20 protein-coding genes are annotated in these 22005 nt (G+C 67.7%); 8 read left to right on the top strand and 12 right to left on the bottom strand.

Annotated elements, in window-relative coordinates; translation table 11 throughout:
• Positions 1 to 6 precede the first annotated feature (6 nt).
• Entirely contained in the window at positions 7 to 1533 is a 1527-nt protein-coding gene (gene argH / locus ACTIF2_RS18790) for an argininosuccinate lyase (protein ID WP_439498631.1), read from the top strand.
• 4 nt (positions 1534 to 1537) lie between these two features.
• On the top strand, positions 1538 to 2647 hold the full coding sequence (locus ACTIF2_RS18785) for an ABC transporter ATP-binding protein (protein WP_439498630.1): 1110 nt from the start codon (positions 1538 to 1540) through the stop codon (positions 2645 to 2647).
• Here the strand turns inward: ACTIF2_RS18785 and cueR are convergent.
• From cueR to ACTIF2_RS18740, 9 genes are all read right to left on the bottom strand, one after another.
• Complete coding sequence (gene cueR, locus ACTIF2_RS18780; RefSeq protein ID WP_439498629.1) at positions 2634 to 3080, bottom strand: Cu(I)-responsive transcriptional regulator; 447 nt, start codon at positions 3078 to 3080, stop codon at positions 2634 to 2636. The two genes, ACTIF2_RS18785 and cueR, sit on opposite strands and share 14 nt — an antisense overlap.
• Positions 3081 to 3100: 20 nt before the next feature.
• Positions 3101 to 5635 (bottom strand): heavy metal translocating P-type ATPase, encoded by a 2535-nt coding sequence (locus ACTIF2_RS18775; protein WP_439498709.1) that lies wholly within the window; start codon positions 5633 to 5635, stop codon positions 3101 to 3103.
• Between the two features lie 86 nt (positions 5636 to 5721).
• Positions 5722 to 7044: an NAD(P)/FAD-dependent oxidoreductase gene (locus ACTIF2_RS18770; RefSeq protein ID WP_439498628.1), complete on the bottom strand. Its 1323-nt coding sequence runs from the start codon at positions 7042 to 7044 to the stop codon at positions 5722 to 5724.
• Positions 7037 to 7804: an amino acid ABC transporter ATP-binding protein gene (locus tag ACTIF2_RS18765; protein WP_439498627.1), complete on the bottom strand. Its 768-nt coding sequence runs from the start codon at positions 7802 to 7804 to the stop codon at positions 7037 to 7039. Before ACTIF2_RS18765 ends, ACTIF2_RS18770 begins: the two co-directional genes overlap by 8 nt.
• Entirely contained in the window at positions 7801 to 9303 is a 1503-nt protein-coding gene (gene argH / locus ACTIF2_RS18760) for an argininosuccinate lyase (protein WP_439498626.1), read from the bottom strand. The genes ACTIF2_RS18765 and argH (ACTIF2_RS18760) overlap by 4 nt, the downstream gene beginning before the upstream one ends.
• A gap of 34 nt (positions 9304 to 9337) precedes the next feature.
• A complete protein-coding gene (locus ACTIF2_RS18755; protein ID WP_439498625.1) occupies positions 9338 to 10054 on the bottom strand; it encodes an amino acid ABC transporter permease in 717 nt (238 codons plus the stop codon).
• Between the two features lie 10 nt (positions 10055 to 10064).
• Positions 10065 to 10727, bottom strand: coding sequence for an amino acid ABC transporter permease (locus tag ACTIF2_RS18750; RefSeq protein ID WP_439498624.1), 663 nt, complete (start codon positions 10725 to 10727; stop codon positions 10065 to 10067).
• 70 nt (positions 10728 to 10797) lie between these two features.
• Positions 10798 to 11655 carry a transporter substrate-binding domain-containing protein gene (locus tag ACTIF2_RS18745; protein ID WP_439498623.1) on the bottom strand — a complete coding sequence of 286 codons (858 nt, stop codon included), beginning with the start codon at positions 11653 to 11655 and terminating at the stop codon, positions 10798 to 10800.
• Entirely contained in the window at positions 11652 to 11912 is a 261-nt protein-coding gene (locus ACTIF2_RS18740) for a hypothetical protein (protein WP_439498622.1), read from the bottom strand. The genes ACTIF2_RS18745 and ACTIF2_RS18740 overlap by 4 nt, the downstream gene beginning before the upstream one ends.
• Before the next feature lie 82 nt (positions 11913 to 11994).
• Between ACTIF2_RS18740 and ACTIF2_RS18735 the strand changes: the two genes are divergently transcribed.
• Together ACTIF2_RS18735 and ACTIF2_RS18730 are read left to right on the top strand one after the other, a co-directional pair.
• Positions 11995 to 12891 carry a LysR substrate-binding domain-containing protein gene (locus ACTIF2_RS18735; RefSeq protein ID WP_439498621.1) on the top strand — a complete coding sequence of 299 codons (897 nt, stop codon included), beginning with the start codon at positions 11995 to 11997 and terminating at the stop codon, positions 12889 to 12891.
• A gap of 107 nt (positions 12892 to 12998) precedes the next feature.
• Positions 12999 to 13205, top strand: a complete 207-nt coding sequence (locus ACTIF2_RS18730; protein ID WP_439498620.1) for a hypothetical protein — start codon at positions 12999 to 13001, stop codon at positions 13203 to 13205.
• Here ACTIF2_RS18730 and ACTIF2_RS18725 read toward each other — a convergent pair.
• Complete coding sequence (locus tag ACTIF2_RS18725) at positions 13192 to 14376, bottom strand: Gfo/Idh/MocA family oxidoreductase (protein ID WP_439498619.1); 1185 nt, start codon at positions 14374 to 14376, stop codon at positions 13192 to 13194. The genes ACTIF2_RS18730 and ACTIF2_RS18725 overlap by 14 nt on opposite strands.
• An 11-nt stretch (positions 14377 to 14387) precedes the next feature.
• A complete protein-coding gene (locus ACTIF2_RS18720) occupies positions 14388 to 15347 on the bottom strand; it encodes a PDR/VanB family oxidoreductase (RefSeq protein WP_439498618.1) in 960 nt (319 codons plus the stop codon).
• A gap of 118 nt (positions 15348 to 15465) precedes the next feature.
• Between ACTIF2_RS18720 and ACTIF2_RS18715 the strand changes: the two genes are divergently transcribed.
• The 3 genes from ACTIF2_RS18715 (at position 15466) to ACTIF2_RS18705 (ending at position 20300) form a co-directional block, all read left to right on the top strand.
• The gene (locus ACTIF2_RS18715) at positions 15466 to 16803 is read left to right on the top strand and encodes a Rieske 2Fe-2S domain-containing protein (RefSeq protein ID WP_439498617.1); all 1338 of its coding nucleotides are present in this window, start codon (positions 15466 to 15468) and stop codon (positions 16801 to 16803) included.
• Between the two features lie 107 nt (positions 16804 to 16910).
• Positions 16911 to 18377: an aldehyde dehydrogenase family protein gene (locus ACTIF2_RS18710; RefSeq protein ID WP_439498616.1), complete on the top strand. Its 1467-nt coding sequence runs from the start codon at positions 16911 to 16913 to the stop codon at positions 18375 to 18377.
• Between the two features lie 135 nt (positions 18378 to 18512).
• The gene (locus ACTIF2_RS18705; protein ID WP_439498615.1) at positions 18513 to 20300 is read left to right on the top strand and encodes a thiamine pyrophosphate-dependent enzyme; all 1788 of its coding nucleotides are present in this window, start codon (positions 18513 to 18515) and stop codon (positions 20298 to 20300) included.
• Here ACTIF2_RS18705 and ACTIF2_RS18700 read toward each other — a convergent pair whose 3' ends face one another.
• Positions 20301 to 20810, bottom strand: coding sequence for a MarR family winged helix-turn-helix transcriptional regulator (locus ACTIF2_RS18700; protein WP_439498614.1), 510 nt, complete (start codon positions 20808 to 20810; stop codon positions 20301 to 20303). It abuts the gene before it with no gap.
• A 307-nt stretch (positions 20811 to 21117) separates the two neighbouring features.
• Here ACTIF2_RS18700 and ACTIF2_RS18695 point away from each other — a divergent pair, with 307 nt between their 5' ends.
• A complete protein-coding gene (locus ACTIF2_RS18695) occupies positions 21118 to 22005 on the top strand; it encodes an ABC transporter ATP-binding protein (protein WP_439498613.1) in 888 nt (295 codons plus the stop codon).

The raw sequence follows: 22005 nt of genomic DNA, 5'->3' as shown, positions 1-22005 counted from the left end.
CCTCGCATGAACGCCCTCCCCTCCGATCCCGGCCCCGGCAGCGACGACCGCTTTCCCGCGCCGGTCTATGCCCGCACCGTGCTGGCGCCGGCCTTCGCCCATAGCCAGGAACACCATCTGCGCCACCTGCTGCGGCTGCACCGCGCCCATGGCGTGATGCTGGCCGAGCAGAAGCTGCTGACGCGGGACGAGGCGGCGGCGATCTTCGGCGCGCTGGACACGGTCGAGACCGAGCTCACCGGCGCCGCGCCCGCCGCCTATACCGGCGAGCACGAGGACCTGTTCTTCTTCGTCGAGACGAAGCTCGCCGCGCTGATCGGCAAGGACGTCGCCGGGCGGCTCCATACCGGGCGCTCGCGCAACGATATCGACCACACGCTGTTCAAGCTCCAGCTGCGCGAGCGGCTCGACGCGCTCGGCCTGCAGCTGCTCCACGTGATCACGACGCTGATCCGGCGGGCGCGCGAGGAGGCCGGCACGCTGATCCTGGCCTATACCCATGGCCAGCCGGCCCAGCCCTCGACCTATGGCCATTATCTCGGTGCGCTGATCGAGGTCCTGTTGCGCGACGTGACGCGGCTGGCGCAGGCGCGCGAGGTGGTCGACCTCTCGACAATGGGCGCCGCCGCGATCACCACGACCGGCTTTCCGCTCGACCGCGGCCGCGTCGCCGCCCTGCTCGGCTTTCCCGGCTTCCAGCGCAATTCCTATGGCTGCATCGCCTCCTGCGACTACACGGCGGGCGTCTATTCGGCACTGCGCATCCTGGCGCTGAACATCGGGCGCTTCGCGCAGGATCTCGCCTTCTGGACCTCGTTCGAGGTCGGCCAGCTGCGCTTCTCCGACGGCTTCGTGCAGATCTCCTCGATCATGCCGCAAAAGCGCAACCCGGTGCCGGTCGAGCATCTGCGCCTGATGGCCTCGCTCACGGCGGGCAAATGCGACGCGGTGCTGCTGGCGCTGCACAATACGCCCTTCACCGACATGAACGACAACGAACACGAGGTGCATGGCCAGGGCTACGAGGCCTTCACCATGGCCGAGCGCGCGCTCGGCCTGCTCGGCGGGGTCGTGGCCTCCGCCAAGATCGACGAGGCGCGGGCGCGCGCGAATATCGAGGCCTCCTACGCCACGATCACCGAACTGGCCGACACGCTGGTGCGGCGCGAGGCGCTGCCTTTCGCAATCACGCATCATGTCGCCGCCGCGATGGCGAAACATCTGCAAGCGACCGGACAGACGCTAGGCACCGTGCCCTATGCCGAGTTCGCCAGCCTGTTCCATCAGGTCGTCGGCCGTGCTCCGGCCCTGACCGAGGCGGAATTCCGCGAGGCGGTGACGCCGGAACATTTCGTCGCGGTCAGGACGCTGCCGGGCGGGCCGGCTCCGGTCGCCATGGCGAAGAGCCTGGCGCTCTACGAGGCGCAGGCGGAAACGGCGCAGCGCCTGATCGTCGCTCATGCCGAACGGGATGCCGCGGCCCAGGATGGGCTCGCCAGGGCGATCGCGTCGTTTTCTCCAGCGAAAGGGTGAGCCGATGGCCGGCGTCTCGCTCAACAAGGTCACCAAGCGCTATGGCGATGTCGGCGTCGTCCACGGCATCGACCTCGAGATCGCCGATGGCGAGTTCGTCGTCATGGTCGGCCCCTCGGGCTGCGGAAAATCGACGACGCTGCGCATGATCGCCGGACTCGAGAGCCTGAGCGACGGCGAGATCTCGATCGGCAGGCGCGTCGTGAACACGCTGGAGCCGAAGGACCGGAACATCGCCATGGTGTTCCAGAATTACGCGCTCTACCCGCATATGAGCGTCTATCGCAACATCGCCTTCGGCCTCTATGCGGCGAAGCTGCCGAAGCCGGAAATCGACCGCAAGGTGCGCGAGGCGGCCGCCCTGCTCGGCCTAACCGAGCTGCTCGAACGCCGGCCGAACGCGCTGTCGGGCGGCCAGCGCCAGCGCGTCGCCATGGGGCGCGCCATCGTGCGCGATCCGACCGTGTTCCTGTTCGACGAGCCGCTCTCCAATCTCGACGCGCAGCTGCGCGGCCAGATGCGCACCGAGATCAAGCGCCTGCACCAGTCGATCGGCACCACGATCGTCTATGTCACGCATGACCAGGTCGAGGCGATGACGCTCGCCGACCGGATCGTGATCATGCGCGAGGGCCGGATCGAGCAGGTCGGAACGCCGCTCGACGTGTTCCACACGCCTGCGACGGCCTTCGTCGCCGGCTTCATCGGCACGCCGACGATGAACCTGCTGGAGGTCATTGTCACCTCGCGGAACGGGGCGCCCGCGCTCGCGCTCGGGCCGGACCAGGTGGCGCTGACGCTCCCGCCGGACGCAGCCGCGCGGCTCGGCCAGCGCAGCAAGGTCCTGATGGGGCTGAGGCCGGACGACCTCGTGGTGGAGCCCACTGATGCGCCGGAGGCATCGTCGCCGCGCCGGCAGGGGCTCGCCGCCACCGTCGTCATCGCTGAACCGCTGGGCGTCACGACCCAGGTGATCGTGCAACTGGCCGGGCGGGAGCTGGTCGGCATGGCCGATGGCCGTTTCGTGCCTGCGGCGGGCACCGCCGTCAAAATCGCCTGCGATCTCGATCGGCTGCACCTGTTCGATGCCGAGACTCGGCTCAGACTGGGCTGAGCCGCTTCCTGGCAGCAGCGCCGCTCTTGGCGCCAACGACCGCGGCCGGTTCGGCAAGGTCCTCGAGGATCGGGCAATCAGGCCGGTCATCGCCATGGCAATGATGCGCCAGATGGCTGAGGGTCCGGGCCATGGCCTGGAGCTCGGCGATCCGCGTTTCGAGGTCGCCGATATGCTTCAGCGCGAAGGCCTTGACGTCGGCGCTGGCCCGGCTCTTGTCGCGCCAGAGCGCCAGCAGCTCGCGCGTCTCCTCGATCGAGAACCCCAGAACCCGGGCACGCTTGACGAAGCGCAGGGTATGCACATCGTCTCCGGCATAGACCCGATACCCGGATTCGGTGCGCAAGGGGGCCTCGATCAGCCCGATGCTCTCATAGTAGCGGATCATCTTCGCGCTCACGCTCGAGGCGGTGGCGGCCTGTCCGATATTCATCGCTTGATCTCCATCTCCGGTCAGGTTGCGGTTGCGAGCTGGGCATGGCGAGGCGGCTCGGTCGGATCCGGCGCCGGCGCCCGAAAGCTCTTCAACCGCAAGGCATTGGTCAGGACGCTGACGCTCGACAGCGCCATGGCTAGGCCGGCGAACATGGGCGACATCAGGATGCCGAAAGCCGGGTAGAGCGCGCCCGCCGCGACCGGGATCAGCAGGATGTTGTAGCCGAAGGCCCAGACGAGATTCTGGCGGATATTCGCGATCGTCGCCTGCGACAGGGCAATGGCTTTCGGAACGCCATTGAGATCCCCCGACATCAGCACGACATCGGCGGCCTCGACGGCGATGTCGGTGCCGGTGCCGATCGCGATGCCGATATCGGCCTGCGCCAGGGCGGGGGCGTCGTTGATGCCGTCTCCAACGAAGGCGACCCGGGTTCCGCCCGCCTGCAGCGCCTTGACGATCTCGGCCTTGTCCGTGGGCAGGACCTCGGCCCGGACCTCGTCGATGCCGAGCCGTCGCGCGATGGCTTCGGCCGTGCGGCGATTGTCGCCGGTGACCATCACCACGCGCAGGCCAAGCCGGTGCAAGGCGGCGATGGCTTGCGGCGTGGTGTCCTTGACCGGATCGGCCACGGCGATGATCGCGGCGAGCCTGCCGTCGATCGCGGCATAGAGCGGCGACTTGCCAGCATCGGCGAGGCGGACGGCGGTGGCCGCGAAGGGCGCGAGATCGATACCAAGGCGCCGCATCAGCCGGTCGGCGCCGACCTCGACGCGGCGGCCCTTGACCGTCGCGGCGACGCCCATGCCGGGCTCGCCGGCGAAGGCGTCCGGCTCACTCAGGTGAAGACCGCGCCTTTGCGCCTCGCTGACGATGGCCTGCGCGAGCGGATGCTCGGAGCGGGCCTCGACCGAGGCGACAAGCGCCAGAACGTCAGATTCAGCGAAGCCCGGCGCAGTGTCGAAATCGGTCAGTTCGGGCCGCCCCTTGGTCAGCGTCCCGGTCTTGTCGAGCGCCACCACGCGCGCGTCCTTCAGCCCCTGCAGCGCCGCGCCCTGCCGGAACAGGACGCCGAGCTCGGCCCCCTTGCCGGTTCCGACCATGATCGAGGTCGGCGTCGCCAATCCCATGGCGCAGGGGCAGGCGATGATCAGGACGGCGACCGCATTGACCAGCGCATAGGAGAAGGCCGGGCTCGGCCCGAAGGCGAGCCAGAAGGCGAAAGTGACGAGCGCCAGCCCGATCACCACCGGCACGAAATACATCGTGACCTTGTCGACCAGAGCCTGGATCGGCAGCTTCGCGCCCTGCGCGGCCTCGACCGTGCGCACGATCTGCGCCAGCACGGTGTCGGCGCCGACCTTGCGGGCGGTGAAGCGGAACGCGCCCGTGCCGTTGATCGTGCCGCCGGTCACCGGCGCGCCCAGGGTCTTGTGGACCGGCACCGGCTCGCCCGTGATCATCGCCTCGTCGACATAGGAGGCGCCGTCGATCACCTCGCCGTCGACGGGAATGCGTTCGCCGGGGCGCACGATCACCACGTCTCCGGGGACGACGTCGTCGATCGCGACGTCGCTCTCGGCACCGCCACGCAGGACGCGCGCCGATTTCGCCTGCAACGACATCAGATGCCGGATCGCTTCGCTCGTCCTGCCCTTGGCGCGGGCCTCGAACCAGCGGCCGGCCAGGATCAGCGTCACGATCACCGCGCCCGCCTCGAAATAGGTGTAGTCGGTGCCTTCGGGCAGCCAGGACGGCGCGAAGGTCGCGACCGTCGAGTAGAGATAGGCAGCACTGGTGCCGAGCATGACCAGCGAGTTCATGTCGGGCGCGCCGCGCAGCAGCGCCGGCCAGCCCTTGCGCAGGAAGCGCAGGCCGGGGCCGAACTGGACAAGACTCGCCAAGGCAAAGGACAGCAGCCGGATGTTGGTCTCGCCAAAGTTCCCGGCGAGAAAATGATGCAGCGGCTCGAACATGTGCGAGCCCATCTCGAAGACCAGCAGCGGGACCGTGGCGAGCGCCGAGATGATGACGGCGCGCCTCAGCCCGGCCTGCTCTGCCTCGCGCGCCTGCTGCTCACGGTCGGATGTCGCAGCGCCGGCGCGGACGGGAGCGGCCTCATAGCCGGCCTTGCCTACGGCCGCGGCAAGCTGCCCGGCCAGATCGCCCGTGCCGATGACACGGACCGAGGCGCGCTCGGTCGCCAGGTTCACATTGGCCTGGAGCACGCCGGGAACGGCTTTCAGCGCCTTCTCGACCCGGCCGACGCAGGACGCGCAGGTCATGCCGGAGATCGCGAGCTCGATCGTCTCCTCCTGCGGCTCGTAGCCGGCCTTGCGGATCGCCTCGGCGACCGCGTCAGGATTTGCGCCTTCGGCCGACAGCGTGACATGGGCGCGCTCGGTCGCGAGATTGACCGCGACCGACTCGACACCCGCAACCGCCGCCACCGCCCGCTCGACGCGCCCGACGCAGGACGCGCAACTCATCCCGCTGATGCGAATATCGAAGGCGTTCGCCTCGCCGGCAGCCGCTTTCGTCAGTGTCGCCATCGCCATGATCTCTCTCCAAAACTCCGATGGCGAGAGATATGATCCTTCCCATAATGGGAAGGTCAAGGGCTGTTTTTTGCTTCCGCTCAGCCGCGAGAGGCCAGTCGCCGCTCGATGCCGTCGAGCAAATGGTACCAGCCGCTGACGATCGGCAGGAACCAGGGATTTCCCGTATAGAGCGGGTTCGCCGGAAAGGCCGGGTCGTCGAAGGCGCAGGTCCGGTTCTGCTTGCCGAGCAGCTTCAGCGCCGATTGATGCCCAAGATAGGTCATCAGCGCGACGCCGTTGCCGTTGCAGCCGAGCGCGTAGTTGACGCCGTCATGGCGGCCCATATGGGCGATCTTGTCGAAGGTCATGCCGACCTTGCCGCTCCAGCAATGCGTGACACGATAGCCGGCGAGCTGCGGCCAGACCTTGAGCATCTGGGCGTGAAGCCGCGGCGCGGCCTCCTCCTCCGAGACGCCGAAAGCGCCGGGCCGGCCGCCGAAGAGGATGCGGCTGCCATCCGGCGCGGGCCGCGTGTAGATCAGCTCGCGCTTGCTGTCGGTGATCATCCGCCTGCCGGGATTGATCTCGGCCATCAGCTCGGGCGGCAGCGGCTCGGTGGCGATCTGGTAGCTGCGCACCGGGACGATCCGGCGCTGCAGGAAGGGTTGGGCCTTGTCGGTATAGCCATTGGTGCCGAACAGGACCTCGCGGGCTCGGATCGTGCCGCGGCCAGTCTCGACGAGATGGACGCCGTCCTGCGCCGGATGGACCTTCAGCACCGGCGCGTGCGAGCGCAAGGTCGCGCCATTGGCGGCGGCGAGCCGGCGCAAGGCACGGTGGTACTTGGCCGGATGCAGCCCGCCATAATCGTCGATGACGATGCCGCCATGGTAGAAATCGGTCTTCGTGACCTCGTATTGGCGCGCCTTGGGGATCTCGTGGACCGTGACGCCGGTATGCCTGGCCAGCAGCTCGCCCTGACGCCGCAGGCGATCGTAATGGCTCGGCACATGCGCGCCGAAATAGCGCCCGAGCACGGCGAGGTCGGCATCGAGATCCTGCTCGCGAATCAGCGTCTTCAGGTGCTCGTAGGAGGCGAGCGAATCCTCCAGCAATCGCTCCATGCGCTGCGCATCGACGCCCTTGATCGCGCCGCCTATGACGAGCTTCTGGCCGCTGGAGACCATGCCGCCCGAGCGCGTGCTGGCGCCCGCCCCCAGCTCCTCGGCATCGACCACGGTGACGTCGACGCCATTGCGCGCCAGCTCGGCTGCCGCGGAGAGGCCGCAATAGCCGGAGCCGACGACGAGGATATCGGTCTTCTCGGGCAGGGCCTCGCGGGCGGCTTCCGGCGGCGCCGCGTCCCACCAATAGGGATTCGTGGTGAAGCCCGGGGCCAGGACGCTGGACGGGTCAGGCATGGGCGGGCTCTCCGAATGATCTGATATTGGCGAGGAAGGCGCGTGTGCGCTCCTGCCGGGGATTGGCGAAGAACTCGCCGGGCGGCCCCTGCTCGACGATGCGGCCCTCGGCCATGAAGACGACGCGGTCGGCGACCTCGCGGGCGAAGCCCATCTCATGGGTGACGACGATCATCGTCGTGCCCTCGCGGGCGAGGTCGCGCATCACGTCGAGGACGCCGGAAATCGTCTCGGGGTCGAGCGCCGAGGTCGGCTCGTCGAACAGGATCGCCATCGGCGCCATGGCGAGCGCGCGCACGATGGCGATGCGCTGCTGCTGGCCGCCGGAGAGAGCCGAGGGGTAGTCCTCGGCCTTGTGGGCGAGGCCGACACGAGCGAGGAGCTTGCGCGCTTCGTGCTCGGCCTCGGTGCGGGAGAGCTTGCGCCGCCGCTGCGGCGCCAGCGTCATGTTGCGCAGCACGCTGAGATGCGGGAACAGCGCATAATCCTGGAAGACCATGCCGATCTCGGTGCGCAGCCGCTGCCAGGCGCCCTCGTCGTGAATGTCGACGGCGCGCCCCGCCACGGTGAGCGCGCCTTCGTCCGGCCGGACGAGGCCGTTGATGCAGCGGATCAGCGTGCTCTTGCCCGAGCCGCTCGGCCCGATCAGCACCACGACGCTGCCCGCCTCGATCTCGATATCGATGTCGTGCAGCACCGTCAGCGAGCCGAAGCGCTTGGTGACGCCCTTGAGCGAGATCAGCGGCGCGGCGCCGGTCATGACGCGGCGAGCTCGCGCATGTCGCGCTTCAAGCCGTCGCGGGCTTCGGTCAGCCGGCTGCGTTTTGCCGCAAGCTCGGCGCGGCGCGCCTCGAGCCGGGCCTGCGCGGCCTCAACGGACCGTGCCACGGCCTTTGGCGCCGGGCCGCCGGGAAGGATGCGGGCATCGACGCTGGCGGAGGGATCAAGGCTGCGGCGCACCAGCTCGGCAGGCAGGCCGAGCGCGCGGCCGAGCTGGTCGCGCGCCGCATCGTCGACCATGTCGGTGGTGATGCCATCAGCCGCCAGCCCGCGGTCCATCGCGGCGCGGACGACGCCGCCGACGACATGATGCGCCTCGCGGAAGGAGAGACCGGCGTCGCGTACCAGCACGTCGGCGAGGTCGGTCGCCGAGGCGAAATCCTCGGTGACGCGGCGCTTCATCAGCTCGGCATTGGGCCGCGCGCTGGAAATGATCAGGTCGAACAGGGCGAGGCAGCGCAGCGCCTCCTCGCCCGCCTCCCAGACGCCGCGCATGCCCTCGCGGTTGCCGTCGATCGTGTTGGTGAAATGCGTGCCCTTGAGCGCCGTCGCGGAGGCGACATAGAGCCCGAGCAAATGGCCGCTCTTGCCCTTGAGATGCTCGAGCACCACCGGGTTCTTCTTCTGCGGCATGATGCTGGAGGTGCCGGTGACGCGGTCGGGGAACTCGATCGTCTGGAACTCGTGCGAGACCATGACGTGATAGTCCTGCGCGACACGGCTCCAGCCGATCGCGACCTGCGAGAGGTCGGCGAGGATCTCCAGGCCGAAATCGCGCGAGGCGACGGCATCCAGCGTGTTCTCGATCAGCCCGTCGAAGCCGAGCGAGGCGGCGACCGCGGCGCGGTCGATGGCGAAGGTGGTGCCGGCGAGCGCACCGGCGCCGAGCGGGCTGAGATTGGTGCGCGGCCAGGCATCGGCGAGGCGCTGCGAATCGCGCGCGATCGCCTGGGCGACGCCGGCGAGATAGAAGCCGTAGGTCACCGGCTGGGCCGGCTGGAGATGGGTATAGCCCGGCATCACCGCCTCGCTGAAGCGCAGCGCCCCGTCGAGCGCATGTTCCTCGACCGCGAACAGCGCGCCGCCGGCATCGAGCAGGAGATCGCGGGCGCGCATCCGGTCGATCGCGGCGGTGAGGTCGTTGCGGCTGCGGGCGATATGCATGCGCCCGCCGGCATCGGTGCCGATCAGGCCGATCAGATGGGCCTCGTAGTTGAAATAGGAATCCTCGCGCTCCGGATCGAGCGTGACGACGGCGGGACCGTCCTCCTCCATCCGCAGCAGCCCGCCGGCGATCTTGCGCGCGGCTTCCGCCGAGATCAGGCCGCAGCGCGCCAGCATCAGCACATGGGCCTGGTTGAGATCGGTCATGTAGCCGAAGACATTGCGGAAATCGCGATCGAGCCGCGGCGCGTAGATGTGCTCGCAAACCTCCTTCGCCACTGCTTCGGTGAGACGCTTGCTGACTTTCGATTCCATGGAACGTGACCTCGATTGACGAATGAGACGGATGTCAGGGCAGCTGCGTCACCGGCTTGGGCATCGCGGCCACGCCGGAAGCGGGCCGGCGCAAATCGCTCTTCAGCCGGCGTTCGAGCCAGCGGCCGAACCAGGTCAGGGCCGAGCAAATGACGAAATAGATCAGGAGCACCGCGGAATAGATCGCGAAGGCCGGGTTCCAGCCCTCCATCATCGTGGTGCGCTCGACGATGATCTGGCCGACCTTGAAGAATTCGGTGACGCCGACCAGCGCACCGAGCGAGGTCGCCTGGACGAGCAGGGTGAGCAGGCCGACGAAGGGCGGCAGGATCGCCCGCAGCGCCTGCGGCCCGGTGACGAAGGCGTAGATCTCCCAGGTCTTGAGCCCGAGCGCCGCGGCGCTCGCCCATTGGTGCTGGGGTACGGAAGCGAAGCCGCCGCGCACGATCTCGGCGCCATTCGCCCCGCCCCAGAGCGAGAGGCCGACGGTCACCGCGGCAAAGGGCGAAAGCTCCAGGCCGAACAGGGGGGCGACGAAGAAGACGAAGAAGATGTTCACGACCAGCGGAATGTCGCGGAAGAGCTCGACATAGACCTTCACCACGACGCGCAGCCAGCGGAAGCGCAGCGACGCCAGCGTCCCGAGCAGGAAGGCGATGATGGTCGAGAAGAACAGCGTCGTGACCGCGAGCGCCAGCGTCAGCGTGAGGCCCTGCAGGATGAAGGGCAGGTTCTTGAGGATCAGCGTCATCGAGCCCTCCTCAAACCCGGAACGGCTTGTTCAGCCGGTCTTCGAGACGGTTGGCGGCGGCCGAGAGCAGGAGGACGAGCGCGAGATAGATGACGCAGATCGCCGCGAACATCTCGATGGTGCGGAAATCCATCGAGATCCGGTCGATCGCGACGAAGGTCAGCTCCATCAGGCCGATGGCCTGGAGATAGGAGGAATTCTTGAGCAGCGAGATCGAAGTGTTGAGCATCGATGGCAATCCGACCCGGATCGCCATCGGGGCTGCGACCAGCCGGAAGAAGCGCCAGGGCGAAAGGCCGAGCGAGAAGGCCGCCTCGCGCAGGCCCTTGCCGACGGTCTCGAGCCCGCCGCGAATGTTCTCGATCTGATAGGCGCCGGCCCAGAGCGTCAGGCAGAGCACGCCCGACCAGAACAGCGAGAGCCTGAGCCCGATGCTCGGCAGGCCGTAGAAGATGAAGAAGAGCTGCGCGAGCAGCGGCGTGTTGCGGATGAACTCGACATAGCCGACCACGATCTTGTCGAGCACGGGCACGGCGAGGACGCGGATCGCCGCGCCGAGCAGGCCGACGACGATGGAGAGCAGGATCGACAGCGCGCTGACCTGGACGGTCAGCCACAGGCCGCGCATCAGCGCGGGCCATTGTTCCATCAGATAGGCGAGATCGAACTCCATCCGGCACTCCGCACGGCAGCATTCGGGAAGCACCGGGGCGGCGTTGTGGCCGCCCCGGGCAAGGCTTGCGTCAGCGTGCTGTCGGCTTCGGCTTCTGGAAGGCGTCGGTGTAGAAGGGGCGGATATCGGCCGGCACCCATTTCTCGACCCATTTGGCGTAGAGCCCCTCGGCCTTCATCCGGTCGAAGGCGGCGTCGACATAGGCGAGCCATTCGGGCTCGTTCTTGCGCACGCCGGCGGCAGCATCGGAGACGGCGAACGCCTCGCCGACGAGGCGCAGGCTCGGGTCTTTCGCCGCGACCACGATCAGGGTCGCCGCGTCATGGGTATAGGCGTCGCCGCGGCCCTGCTTCAGCGATTGCAGGGCATCCGAGGCGGTGTTCAGCCGCAGGCTCTCGAGCTTCGGCATGTTGTCCTCGAACCATTTCGCCTGGGTCGAGCCCTTGAGCATGATCACCGTCTTGCCGGCGACGTCGTCGAGCTTCTTGATCGGGCTGTCCTTGGGAACCAGCATGTCGCTGCCGCCCCAGCGATAGGGCTTGGAGAAATCGACGACGCGGGCCCGCTCCGGCGTGACGCCGAGCGTCGCGATCAGGAGATCGACCTTCTTGCCAGCGAGCTGCGGGATGCGGTTCTCGGCGGTGACACAGGTCAGCTCGACCTTGTCGGGCGAGCCGAAGGCCCAGGTGCCGATCTGCAGTGCCATCTCGGTCTCGACGCCGGCGAACTTGCCGGTCTCGTCCTTGAAGCCATAGGGCGGCTGGTCGCAGCGCACGCCGACCTTCAGCACGCCGGCGGCCTTGATCGCCTCCGGAAGCGGCGGCAGCTGCGTCTGCGCCTGAGACGAGGCCAGCCCGGCCGCGAAAAAGCTCAGCGCAAGAATGGAGATGGCCGACAGGCGCCGGCTCGCATGGCAGTTCGTGATCATCCGTTGTCCCTCTGTTGGAAGCCGTTCCGGCTTTGCTTGATTGATTCCGGCGCAGGCCGGTTCTTCGCCGCATCCGCAAAAAGGATGCCCGCGTCGTCGCCCGGCCGGTCGACCGGATGTCTGAAACCCGATCCCGTCAGGGCCAGCACTGCGTGCCGTCCGGCGAGGCTGCCAGTCGTGACCATCCCGCAGCGCAGACCGGAAACGCCGGTCAGACGCGGTTTGCGAACGGGGACGAATGGCGGGACCTGAGCCATGGCCAAAAGTATTGGTTCGCCAGGCCATGTGGTCAAATGCCAGTTTTTATGCCTTCTATTCACCAGTGGTATGGGGGCCGCGATGAATCTGAGGCAGATCGAGGCGTTTCGCGTGATCATGCTGCGCGGCTCGATGACAGCGGCGGCTCACGAGCTGCACACTTCGCAGCCGAGCATCAGCCGGCTGATCGCGGAGCTGGAGGCCTCGACCGAGCTGAAGCTCTTCGAACGCAAGGCCGGCCGGCTGACGCCGACCGACGAGGGGCTGACATTCTATCGCGAGGTCGAGCGCAGCTTCCTCGGGCTCGAGAGCCTGGCCCAGGCGGCGAAGGATATCCGCTGTTTCGGGACCGGGCGGCTGCGCATCGCGGCGATGCCGGCCATGGCGCTCGGCTTCGTGCCGAAGGTCATCAAGCTGTTCAGGGAGCAGTTCCCGAACGTGACGATCTCGCTGCAGATGCGCAGCGAGGCGACGGTGACGCGCTGGACCTCGTCGCATTACTGCGACATCGGCTTCGTCGCCAATATCGTCGGCTCGCCGAGCATCGAGGTGCACCATCTCTACACATTGCCGGGCATGTGCGCGCTGCCGCCCGGCCACAGGCTGGCCCAGCGGGAGGTGATCGTGCCCCAGGACCTGGAAGGCGAGCCCTTCATCTCGCTGGCGATCGAGGACGGAGCGCGCGCGCGCGTCGACCGCGTCTTCGAGCGGCTCGGGGTGAGGCGCCAGCTCGCCTTCGAATCGCCCTATGGCGCAACGATCTGCGCGCTGGTCGGCCAGGGTCTGGGGATCGGCATCGTCAACCCGATCGTCGCCGACGACTACCGACATGCCGGCATCGTCTTCCGGCCATTCAAGCCGGAGATCGTCTTTCACGGCAATGCGCTGTTCCCGACGCATCACCAGACCAATGTCCTCGTCGACGGCTTCCTGCGCATCGTTCGCGAGGAATTGCAGCGCTACGAGGCAGAGCCGTGAGGCCGGCATGGCGAAATCGATTGGGAAGTCAGAGGTTTTTTGTCTTGGACTGAGCCGGAGCGGCGCGCTCTAGTCGCGCGGGCCGAATAGCGCTTTGGGAGAACGCCATGCCGCTCTTGCGAATCGAGCCGGTCGAGGATCCGCAGACCGGGCGCTACGCGATCGAGATCTTCTATCCGGCCGATGCGGAGCGCCCGCTGGTGACGACCGCGCCGCGCTACAAGAGCGCCGCCGCAGCCGAGCAGGACACGCTCGCGATCCTGGCCGCTGCCGCCAACAACCCGCCGCCGGCCGAGCCGCCTAACCGGCGCTGACGCCGTCGCGCAGCGCGATCTCGCGGCCCGTCCGCGCCGATTCCAGGATGGCGAGGCAGGCCGCCAGCGTCGCCATGCCCCATTCGCCGGAATGCAGCGGCCGCTCCCCTCGCCTCACCGCGGCATAAAGCTCATCGACCACCTCGGCGCGCGGCACCTGCGGCGCCGCCAGCGGCTCGAACCGCCTCGTCTCGTCGGCATAGATCATGACGCCATTGGCCACGGGGCGGAGATCGGCCTTGTCGCAGGAGACGACGATCGGGCCGAAATGATTATGCGCGGCCAGCGCCGTCGCGGCTGCCGCCGTGCTCTTCGCGACGCCATAGGCACGGGTGTTCTTGAGGGCCGCCTCCTCCTCGGGCGACGCGACTGCGGCGAGGCCGCGGCGCGCGGCGCCGTAGCTCTCGGGATCGCGGCTCTGGCCGAGTTCGCCGATCCAGCCGAGCTGCTCGTCGCTGTCGTAGCGGCCATAGCCGCTATAGGTCAGGCTGGCGCTGGCGCCGTTCGCGAAGGTGAGGAAGGCCTGATAGGCGCCTTCGGTCGGGCGTGAGGGGTCCCACCGCCCGGTGATGGCGCGCAAGGTCGCGATCTCGCTGCCGGCAAGGAGCCTGACGACGTCGAGCTGATGCGCCGCCTGGCTGAAGACGACACCACCGCCCTGCGCGGTGTCGAGCTCCTCGGGCCGGCGCGGGCGATAGAGGAAGTCAGTGAAGTTGAGCGCCGTGATCATGCGGACAGCGCCGAAATCGCCGCTGCGAACGAGCTCGGCGGTCCGCAGATAGGGCGCGTCATAGGAATGACTGTGGCCGACCAGAAGATGGATGCCGGCCTCGCGCGCCGCAGCGATCATCGCGGCGCAATCGGCAAGCCGCAGCGCCATCGGCTTCTCGACCAGGATGTGCTTGCCGTGCCGTGCGGCGAGACGGACATGCTCGACATGGAACTGATGCGGCGAGGCGATATAGACCGCCTCCACCGACGAGTCGGCGCAAAGCGCTGCGACGTCGTTGAAGCCCTGCGCCGAGAACTCCGTCTCGAACCGCGCCCGCGCCTCCGGCCGCGGATCAGCCGCGGCGACCAGCCGGACGCGCGGATGCTGCGCCAGGGTCGGCAGCATCAGCATGAAGGCGCGGCCGAGGCCAATGACGCCGAGACGCAGCGGTTCGTCCATGACCTCGGCTCCTAAAGGTCCAGCACCAGCTCGGACGATTTCGCCCGCGAGACGCAGATCATGATGTTGCGGGCCTTCTCATGCTCGGACAAGGCAAGGTCGCGATGATCCGCCTCGCCCGAGACGAGCTTCGTCCTGCAGGTGCCGCAGGTGCCGCTCTCGCAGGAGCTCGGCAGCGCCTTGCCGGCCTCGCGCAGCACCTCGAGGATCGACTTGTCGACCGGCACGTCGAAGCTTTCGCCGCTCCTGGCCAGCTTCACCGTGAAGGGCGTGTTGTCCTCGGGCCGGGCCTTGGCCGCGCCGAAATCCTCGAAATGCACGGCGGAGGAGGACCAGTGCCCGGTCATGTCGCGCACCGCCTCCATCAGGCCGCGCGGACCGCAGCAATAGAGATGCGCGCCTTTCGGCTCCTCCAGCACGGGCCAGAGATCATAGGCCTTGTCCGGATCGCCGCCATCGTGATGGATCACCACCTTGCCGCGGAACTCCGGCCCTGAGAATTCCTCGCGGAAGGCCATCATCTCCGGCGTGCGGGTGAAATAATAGAGCTTGAACGGCTTCGCCCGCGTCGCCAGCAAATGCTGGATCATGGCGCGGATCGGCGTGATGCCGATGCCGCCGGCAATGAAGATGTAGCTTGCAGGGCCGGGCTTCAGCTCGAAATCGTTGCGCGGCGCGGTGATCGCGATCTCGTCGCCGATCTGCGCCTGCTCGATCAGGCTGACCGAGCCGCCGCGCCCGCCATGCTCCTTCTTGACCGCGATGACATAGCGCTCGGTCTCGGCCGGGTCGTTGCAGAGCGAGTATTTGCGCGTCTCGCCATTGGGGACACGAACGCCGAGATGCGCGCCGGGCGTGAAAGGCGGCAATTCGCCTCCCGCGAGCGGTTGCAGCTCGAACATGCAGATGTCTTCGGCGATCAGCCGCTTATCCGTGATCCTGACCTGAACGGTCTGCGCTTCGTCCGCCATTTACGTGCCTCCGCTCGCCTCTCTCGACAAGCGTTTCGAACCCGACTAACCTCAGACTTAGATAACTAAGTAATTTGGCGCTGGCTAGAGCCCGGGCGCCATCGGGACGGAGGCCGCCATGCTGAACCATGAAGAGAACGAGCTCCTCTGCCGCGTCGAGGGCGATGCGCCGATGGGGCAATTGATGCGCCGTCACTGGGTGCCGGCGCTGCTGTCGGAGCAGCTCATCGAGAGCGACGGTGCGCCGGTCCGCGTCCGGCTCTTCGGCGAGGATCTGGTGGCCTTCCGGGACACTGACGGGCGCATCGGCGTGCTTGGCGAATATTGCCCGCATCGCAAGGCCTCGCTGTTCTTCGGCCGGAACGAGGAATGCGGGTTGCGCTGCCTCTATCATGGCTGGAAGTTCGACGTGGACGGCAAGGTGCTGGAGATGGTCTCCGAACCGGCCGAGAGCGGTTTCGCCGACAAGGTGCAGCACAAGGCCTATCCGACGCAGGAGGCCGGCGGCTTCATCTGGGTCTATATGGGCCCGAAGGAGGCCATGCCGGAATTCGAGGCTCCGCCCTGGGCGCCGACGCCGGAGGCCAGGGTCTCGATCGTCAAGATCGACCTGCCCGTCAACTGGGCGCAGATCATGGAAGGGCAGATCGATTCCGCCCATTCCTCCAGCCTGCACTCCTCCGACATGAAGCCGGCGCGCGTCGCCACGGCCGGCGCGACAGCGACGCACTGGACGCGGCCCTCGACCGACAAGAACCCGCGCATCCAGGTGCAGCTCACGAATTACGGCTTCCGCTACGCCGCGATCCGCCGGCCGATCACCAATGCGCAAACGCATGACTACATCCGGCTGACCGTCTTCGTCGCCCCGTTCGCGGCGCTGATCCCGCCCAACGCCTCCTACAATGTCGCGACCGTGATCGTGCCCAAGGACGACGTCTCGAGCTATTTCCACTTCATCGCCTGGGGCAATGACGACTGCATCGACCAGGAGGCCTGGCGCAAGTTCTGCGTGGCGCAGGTCGGCATCGACCTCGACAAGACCTACAAGCCGATGCTGCGCCACAAGGCCAACAACTACCTGCAGGACCGCAAGGCGATGAAGCTCGGCGACTTCACCGGCGTGCCCGGCATCCCGAACCAGGACATCATGATGTGGGAATCGATGGGGCCGATCGCCGACCGCACCAGCGAGCGGCTGGGCGCCAGCGACATCGCGATCGTGCAGTTCCGCCGCGTGATGATCGATGCCGCCCGCAAGCATGCCGAGGGCGGTGAGGCGATCGGGCTGATCACGCCGCATCTGCCGCAGGCGCAGCTGCGCTCCTATCAGGGCATCGTCCCGAAGAGCGAGGACTGGCGAAAGCTCGGCGCCTCGAACGAGGAGATCGCCATGCTCGACGGCATGGAGCAGGACGAGACCGAGGCGGAGATGGCCGGCGCGGCCGGCGGCTGATCCCGCCGAAAGCTTTCGGCATCGGACTTCAAACGGGAAAGTCTTGGAGGCCGCCGCGATCATGCAGGATGGTGCGGCGGAACGCCCGAACAGGCTGAGGTGAGAACATGCTCGACAAGCCCGCTCCCGCAGGCCGCAGCCTCTATTTCGGCGGAACCTGGCATCATCCGGTCTCCGGGCTCTATGCCGCGACGCTGAATCCCGGCCTGAACCAGCCGATCTGCGAGGTCGCCGAGGCCGGCGCGGCCGATGTCGACGCCGCCGTCGCGGCCGCGCGAGCGGCCTTCAGGGATTGGCGCAAGGTGCTGCCGCTGGAGCGCGGTCGGCTGCTCAAGGCCATCGCCGAGATCGTCCGCAAGAACGCGCGCGAGCTCGCGGCGCTCGACGCCGCCAATTGCGGCAATCCGGTCAGGGAAATGGTGGGCGATGCCGCGATCGCGGCCGCCCAGCTCGATTTCTTCGGCGGCCTCGTCACCGAGATGAAGGGCGACACCATCCCGATGGGGCCGGACGCGCTGAACCTGACGCTGCGCCAGCCGCTCGGCGTCGTCGCGCGCATCCTCGCCTTCAATCATCCCTTCATGTTCTGCGCCGGCAAGATGGCGGCCCCGCTTGCCGCCGGCAACACGATCATCGTCAAGCCGCCCGAACAGGCGCCGCTCTCCTCCCTGCGGCTGGCCGAGCTGCTGGAGGGGCTGCTTCCTCCCGGTGTCTTCAACGTCCTGCCCGGCGGGCGCGAGGCGGGTGGCGCGCTGGCGAGCCATGCCGGCGTCGACAAGGTCGCGATCATCGGCAGCGTCAATGCCGGGCGCGCCGTGATGCGGGCGGCGAGCGAGACGACCAAGCCGGTGCTGCTCGAGCTCGGTGGCAAGAACGCGCTGATCGCCTTCGCCGACGCTGATCCCGACGCGATCGCCGACGCGATGGTCGGCGGCATGAACTTCACCTGGTGCGGCCAGTCCTGCGGCTCGACCAGCCGCGCCTTCGTGCATGAGGCGATCTACGACGCCGTCCTGGCGAAGCTGCCGGGGAAGGTCGCGCGCTTCGTGCCCGGCCTGCCGACCGACGACGCCACGACCATGGGCGCGATCATCAGCGGCGTGCAGCATGAGCGGATCATGGGCTTCATCGCCTCGGCGAAGAGCGAAGGCGCGAGGCTGATCAGTGGCGGCAAGACCCCCGACGATCCGAAGCTCGCCGGCGGCTTCTATGTCGAGCCGACGATCTTCGCCGACGTCACGCCCGCCATGCGGATCGCCCGCGAAGAGATCTTCGGCCCGGTTCTCGCCGTGGCCTCCTGGTCGGACGAGGTCGCCATGCTCGATCAGGTCAACAGCGTCGAATACGGCCTGACCTGCTCGATTTGGACCCATGATCTCGTCAAGGCGCACCGCACCGCGATGGAGGTCGAGGCCGGTTTCGTCTGGATCAACGAGGTCTCGAAGCATTTCCTCGGCGCACCCTTCGGCGGCTGGAAGCAATCGGGCATCGGGCGCGAGGAATGCCTCGGCGAGCTCATCTCCTTTACCCAGGAGAAGAACATCCATGTCAGCCTGAAACAGGCGAAGGCCTGACCGACGCCCAAAGAAATCGAGTTGGCTGCCAAACCCAATCTCGGCGTTCCGGCGGCGGCGCGGCTGTGGGATCAATGGAAGAACCGGCTCGCGCCCTGACGCAGCCAAGCGACAAGACGGGCCCGTGAGGACGCCATGACCGATTCCCCCCTGACCGGCATCGACGCGCCGGTTCCCGCCAGCGACAACGGCGTCTGGGGCAGCGATGTCGTCGCCCATATGCTGCGCGCCCTCGACATCCCCTATGTCGCGCTCAATCCCGGATCGAGCTTCCGTGGACTGCATGACAGCCTGGTCAACCATCTCGGCAACGAGCGGCCGCAGATGCTGCTCTGCCTGCACGAGGAGCATGCGGTCGCGATCGCCCATGGCTATGCCAAGGTGACCGAACGCGCCATGGGCGTGATCCTGCACAGCAATGTCGGGCTGATGCACGGCACGATGGCGATCTATAATGCCTGGTGCGACCGCGTGCCGATGCTGATCCTGGGCGCGACCGGCCCGGTCGACGCGGCCGAGCGCCGGCCCTGGATCGACTGGCTGCACACCGCCAAGGACCAGGGCGCGCTGATCCGGCCTTACGTGAAATGGGACGACCAGCCGGTCTCGGTCACGGCCGCGATGGATTCGCTGATCCGCGCGGCCAACCTCGCCCGCATTGCGCCGCGCGCGCCGACCTATGTCTGCCTCGACGTGTCGATGCAGGAGAAACGGCTCGACGAGATGCCGGCCTTGCCCGATCCGGCGCGCTTCGCCGTCGCGTCCGCGCCGGTGCCAGCAGAAAAAGACATCGAAGCCGCCGCCGCCCTGCTGCGCGAGGCCAAGAACCCGCTCATCCTGTTCGGCCGCGTCTCGCGCAGCCCACGCGACTGGGCGCGGCGCGTCGCGCTGATCGAGGCGCTGAAGGCGCGCGTGCTCACCGACATCAAGACCGGTGCGAGCTTCCCGACCGACCATGCGCTGCACGTCACCAAGCCCGGCTTCTTCCTCGACGAGGCGGCGGCCGACGCGATCCGGGCCGCGGACGCGATCCTGGCACTGGACTGGGTCGATCTCGGCGGCACCTTCCGCCAGGCCGGCGGCGTGCCGAAGGCGAAGGTCGTCAATGTCTCGCTCGACCATCATCTCCACAATGGCTGGAGCATGGACCATCAGGCGCTCGCCCCGGCCGATCTCCATCTCGCCTGCGAGCCCGATGTCGCGCTGCATCTGATCGCGGACGCACTCGAGGTCGGCCCGGGCACCGAACCGCAGGCCCTGCCGGCGCGGCCGGCTCTCGCTGTCGACGACGACCGCCCGCTCGATGTCGTCTCGCTGGCGGCGGCAATGGGCGTGGCGCTGCGCGAGGAGGTGATCTCGCTGGTGCGCCTGCCGCTCGGCTGGGCCGGCGATGCCTGGCATTTCCGCCACCCGCTCGATTATCTCGGCATCGATGGCGGCGGCGGCATCGCGGCCGGCCCCGGCATGCTGGTCGGCGCGGCGCTGGCGCTGAAGGGAACGGGCCGTCTGCCCGTCGCGGTGCTCGGCGACGGCGACACGCTGATGGGCATCTCGGCGCTGTGGACGGCCGCGCATTACAAGCTGCCCTTCGTCGCCATCGTCTCGAATAACCGCTCCTTCTTCAACGACGAGATCCACCAGGAGCGCGTCGCGAAGCAGCGCCAGCGGCCGGTCGAGAACAAATGGATCGGCCAGCGCATCGCCGAGCCCGATATCGACATCGCGGCAATGGCGCGCGCGCAGGGGCTCACCGGCATCGGGCCGGTGACGACGACGAAGGAACTCGCGGCGGCGGTGGCGGAGGCCGTCAGCGCGGCAAAGGCCGGCGCCTCGGTCCTGATTGATGCGCGTGTGAAGCCCGGCTACAATCCGGCGATGGCGGCGGGCATGACGCGCCATGGCGGCGAGCCCGCCAAGGGCTGATCAGCCATCCTCGTCGGCGGCCGGCTCGGGCTGGAGCTCGGCCAGATTGCGCTGCACCGCCGCGAGATAGCCGAGGAAGCGCACGCGATCCTCGGCGGAGAAGCCCGCCGTCGCCTGCTCGATCACCTCGGTCGCCAGAGGCAGCAGCACCGCCTTCAGCGCCCTGCCCTTCGGCGTCAGCAGGACATTGAGCTTGCGCCGGTCGCTTTCGTGGCGTGCGCGGGTGACGAGGCCGATCTTCTCCATGCTGGCGATCGCGGTCAGCGTCGTCGGCTCCATCGTGCCGATCCGCCGCGAGAGCTCGCGCTGGGTCAGCCCGTCCTCCTGCCAGAGCGCGCGCAGGAAATACCACATGCCCGGTGTGACGCCGTGGGGCTCGATCTTGGCCTGCAGGTAGCGCTGCGTCGCGCGATTGGCCATGCGGATCTGGTAGCCGACGCTGTTCTCGAAAGGCAGTTCATGCTGCTCCGCGGCCTGCTCGGTCGCGATGATGTCCTTCGTCCCGGCCATGGCGATCCCGCATCCGCGCCTCGTCGCGCGAACTCAGTATAGCGACGCCGCCCGGCCGCGTATCCCCGCACGTGAGCCGCCTGAAGATTCCGCCCATCTGTAAAAGTTTGACAAGGCCAAGCGAGATAATCTTGGACCTTCACGCGCCCGGCCCGCTACCTTCGGATCATACAGGCCGCCACATCAGAAGAGCGGCCGCTTTGGGGACGACAGAGATGCCGCCGCGTTCGACGGAGCTTGAGGCTCGCACAGGTTCGGGCCGCGCCTTGCGCTCAAGGCACGGAACGCGCCTGCGCCGGCAGGCCCGATGACCGGCGATCAGCCCGAGGACGACAGCTTCATGGCCGCTTCCACCGCCAAACTGCGCCTGGCCGCGCAACGCAGCGAGACCGATCTCGTCATCGACGACGTGACCATGCGCTTCGATACGCGCGAGGGCACCGTGACGGCGGTGGACGGGGTGTCTTTCACCGTCGAGCGCGGCGAGTTCGTCTCGATCATCGGCCCGTCCGGCTGCGGCAAGTCGACCCTGTTCAACATTCTCGGCGGACTTGTCGGCGGCTATCAGGGGACGGTCAGCGTCGCCGGGGAGACGATCTCGGGCCCGCATCCCTCGATCGGCATGGTCTTCCAGGAGGAATCGACCTTTCCCTGGCGCTCCGTCATCGACAATGTCGCCTTTCCGCTCGAGATCAAGGGCGTGGCGAAGACGGAGCGTCATGCGGTCGCGCGCAAATTCATCGACATGGTCGGGCTCGGCGGCTTCGAGCAGCGCTATCCGTCCGAGCTCTCGGGCGGCATGCGTCAGCGCGTCGCCATCGCCCGGACGCTGGTGTTCGAGCCCAAGATCCTGCTGATGGACGAGCCTTTCGCCGCGCTCGACGAGCAGACAAGGCTCCTGCTCGGTGACAAGGTGCTGACGATCCAGCAGGAGCTGAAGCAGACCACGCTGCTGATCACCCACAACATCACCGAGGCCGTCCAGCTCTCGGACCGGGTGGTGATCATGACCTTCCGCCCCGGCAAGGTGAAGCGCATTGTCGATATCCGCCTGCCGCGCCCGCGCCGCGGCGACGTTGTCGGCAGCGACGCCTTCGGGCGCTATGTCGCGGAAATCTGGAACGACCTGCGCGAGGAGGCTTCGCGCGGAATGGCCGAGTCGGAAAAGGGCGCGCTCGGGCGCGCCGGGCACTGA

This window comes from Allobosea sp., from assembly GCF_051860145.1.
Classification (GTDB): domain Bacteria; phylum Pseudomonadota; class Alphaproteobacteria; order Rhizobiales; family Beijerinckiaceae; genus Allobosea.
The sequence above is the reverse complement of the archived record's forward strand: the minus strand, read 5'-3'. Positions and strand labels throughout refer to the sequence as shown.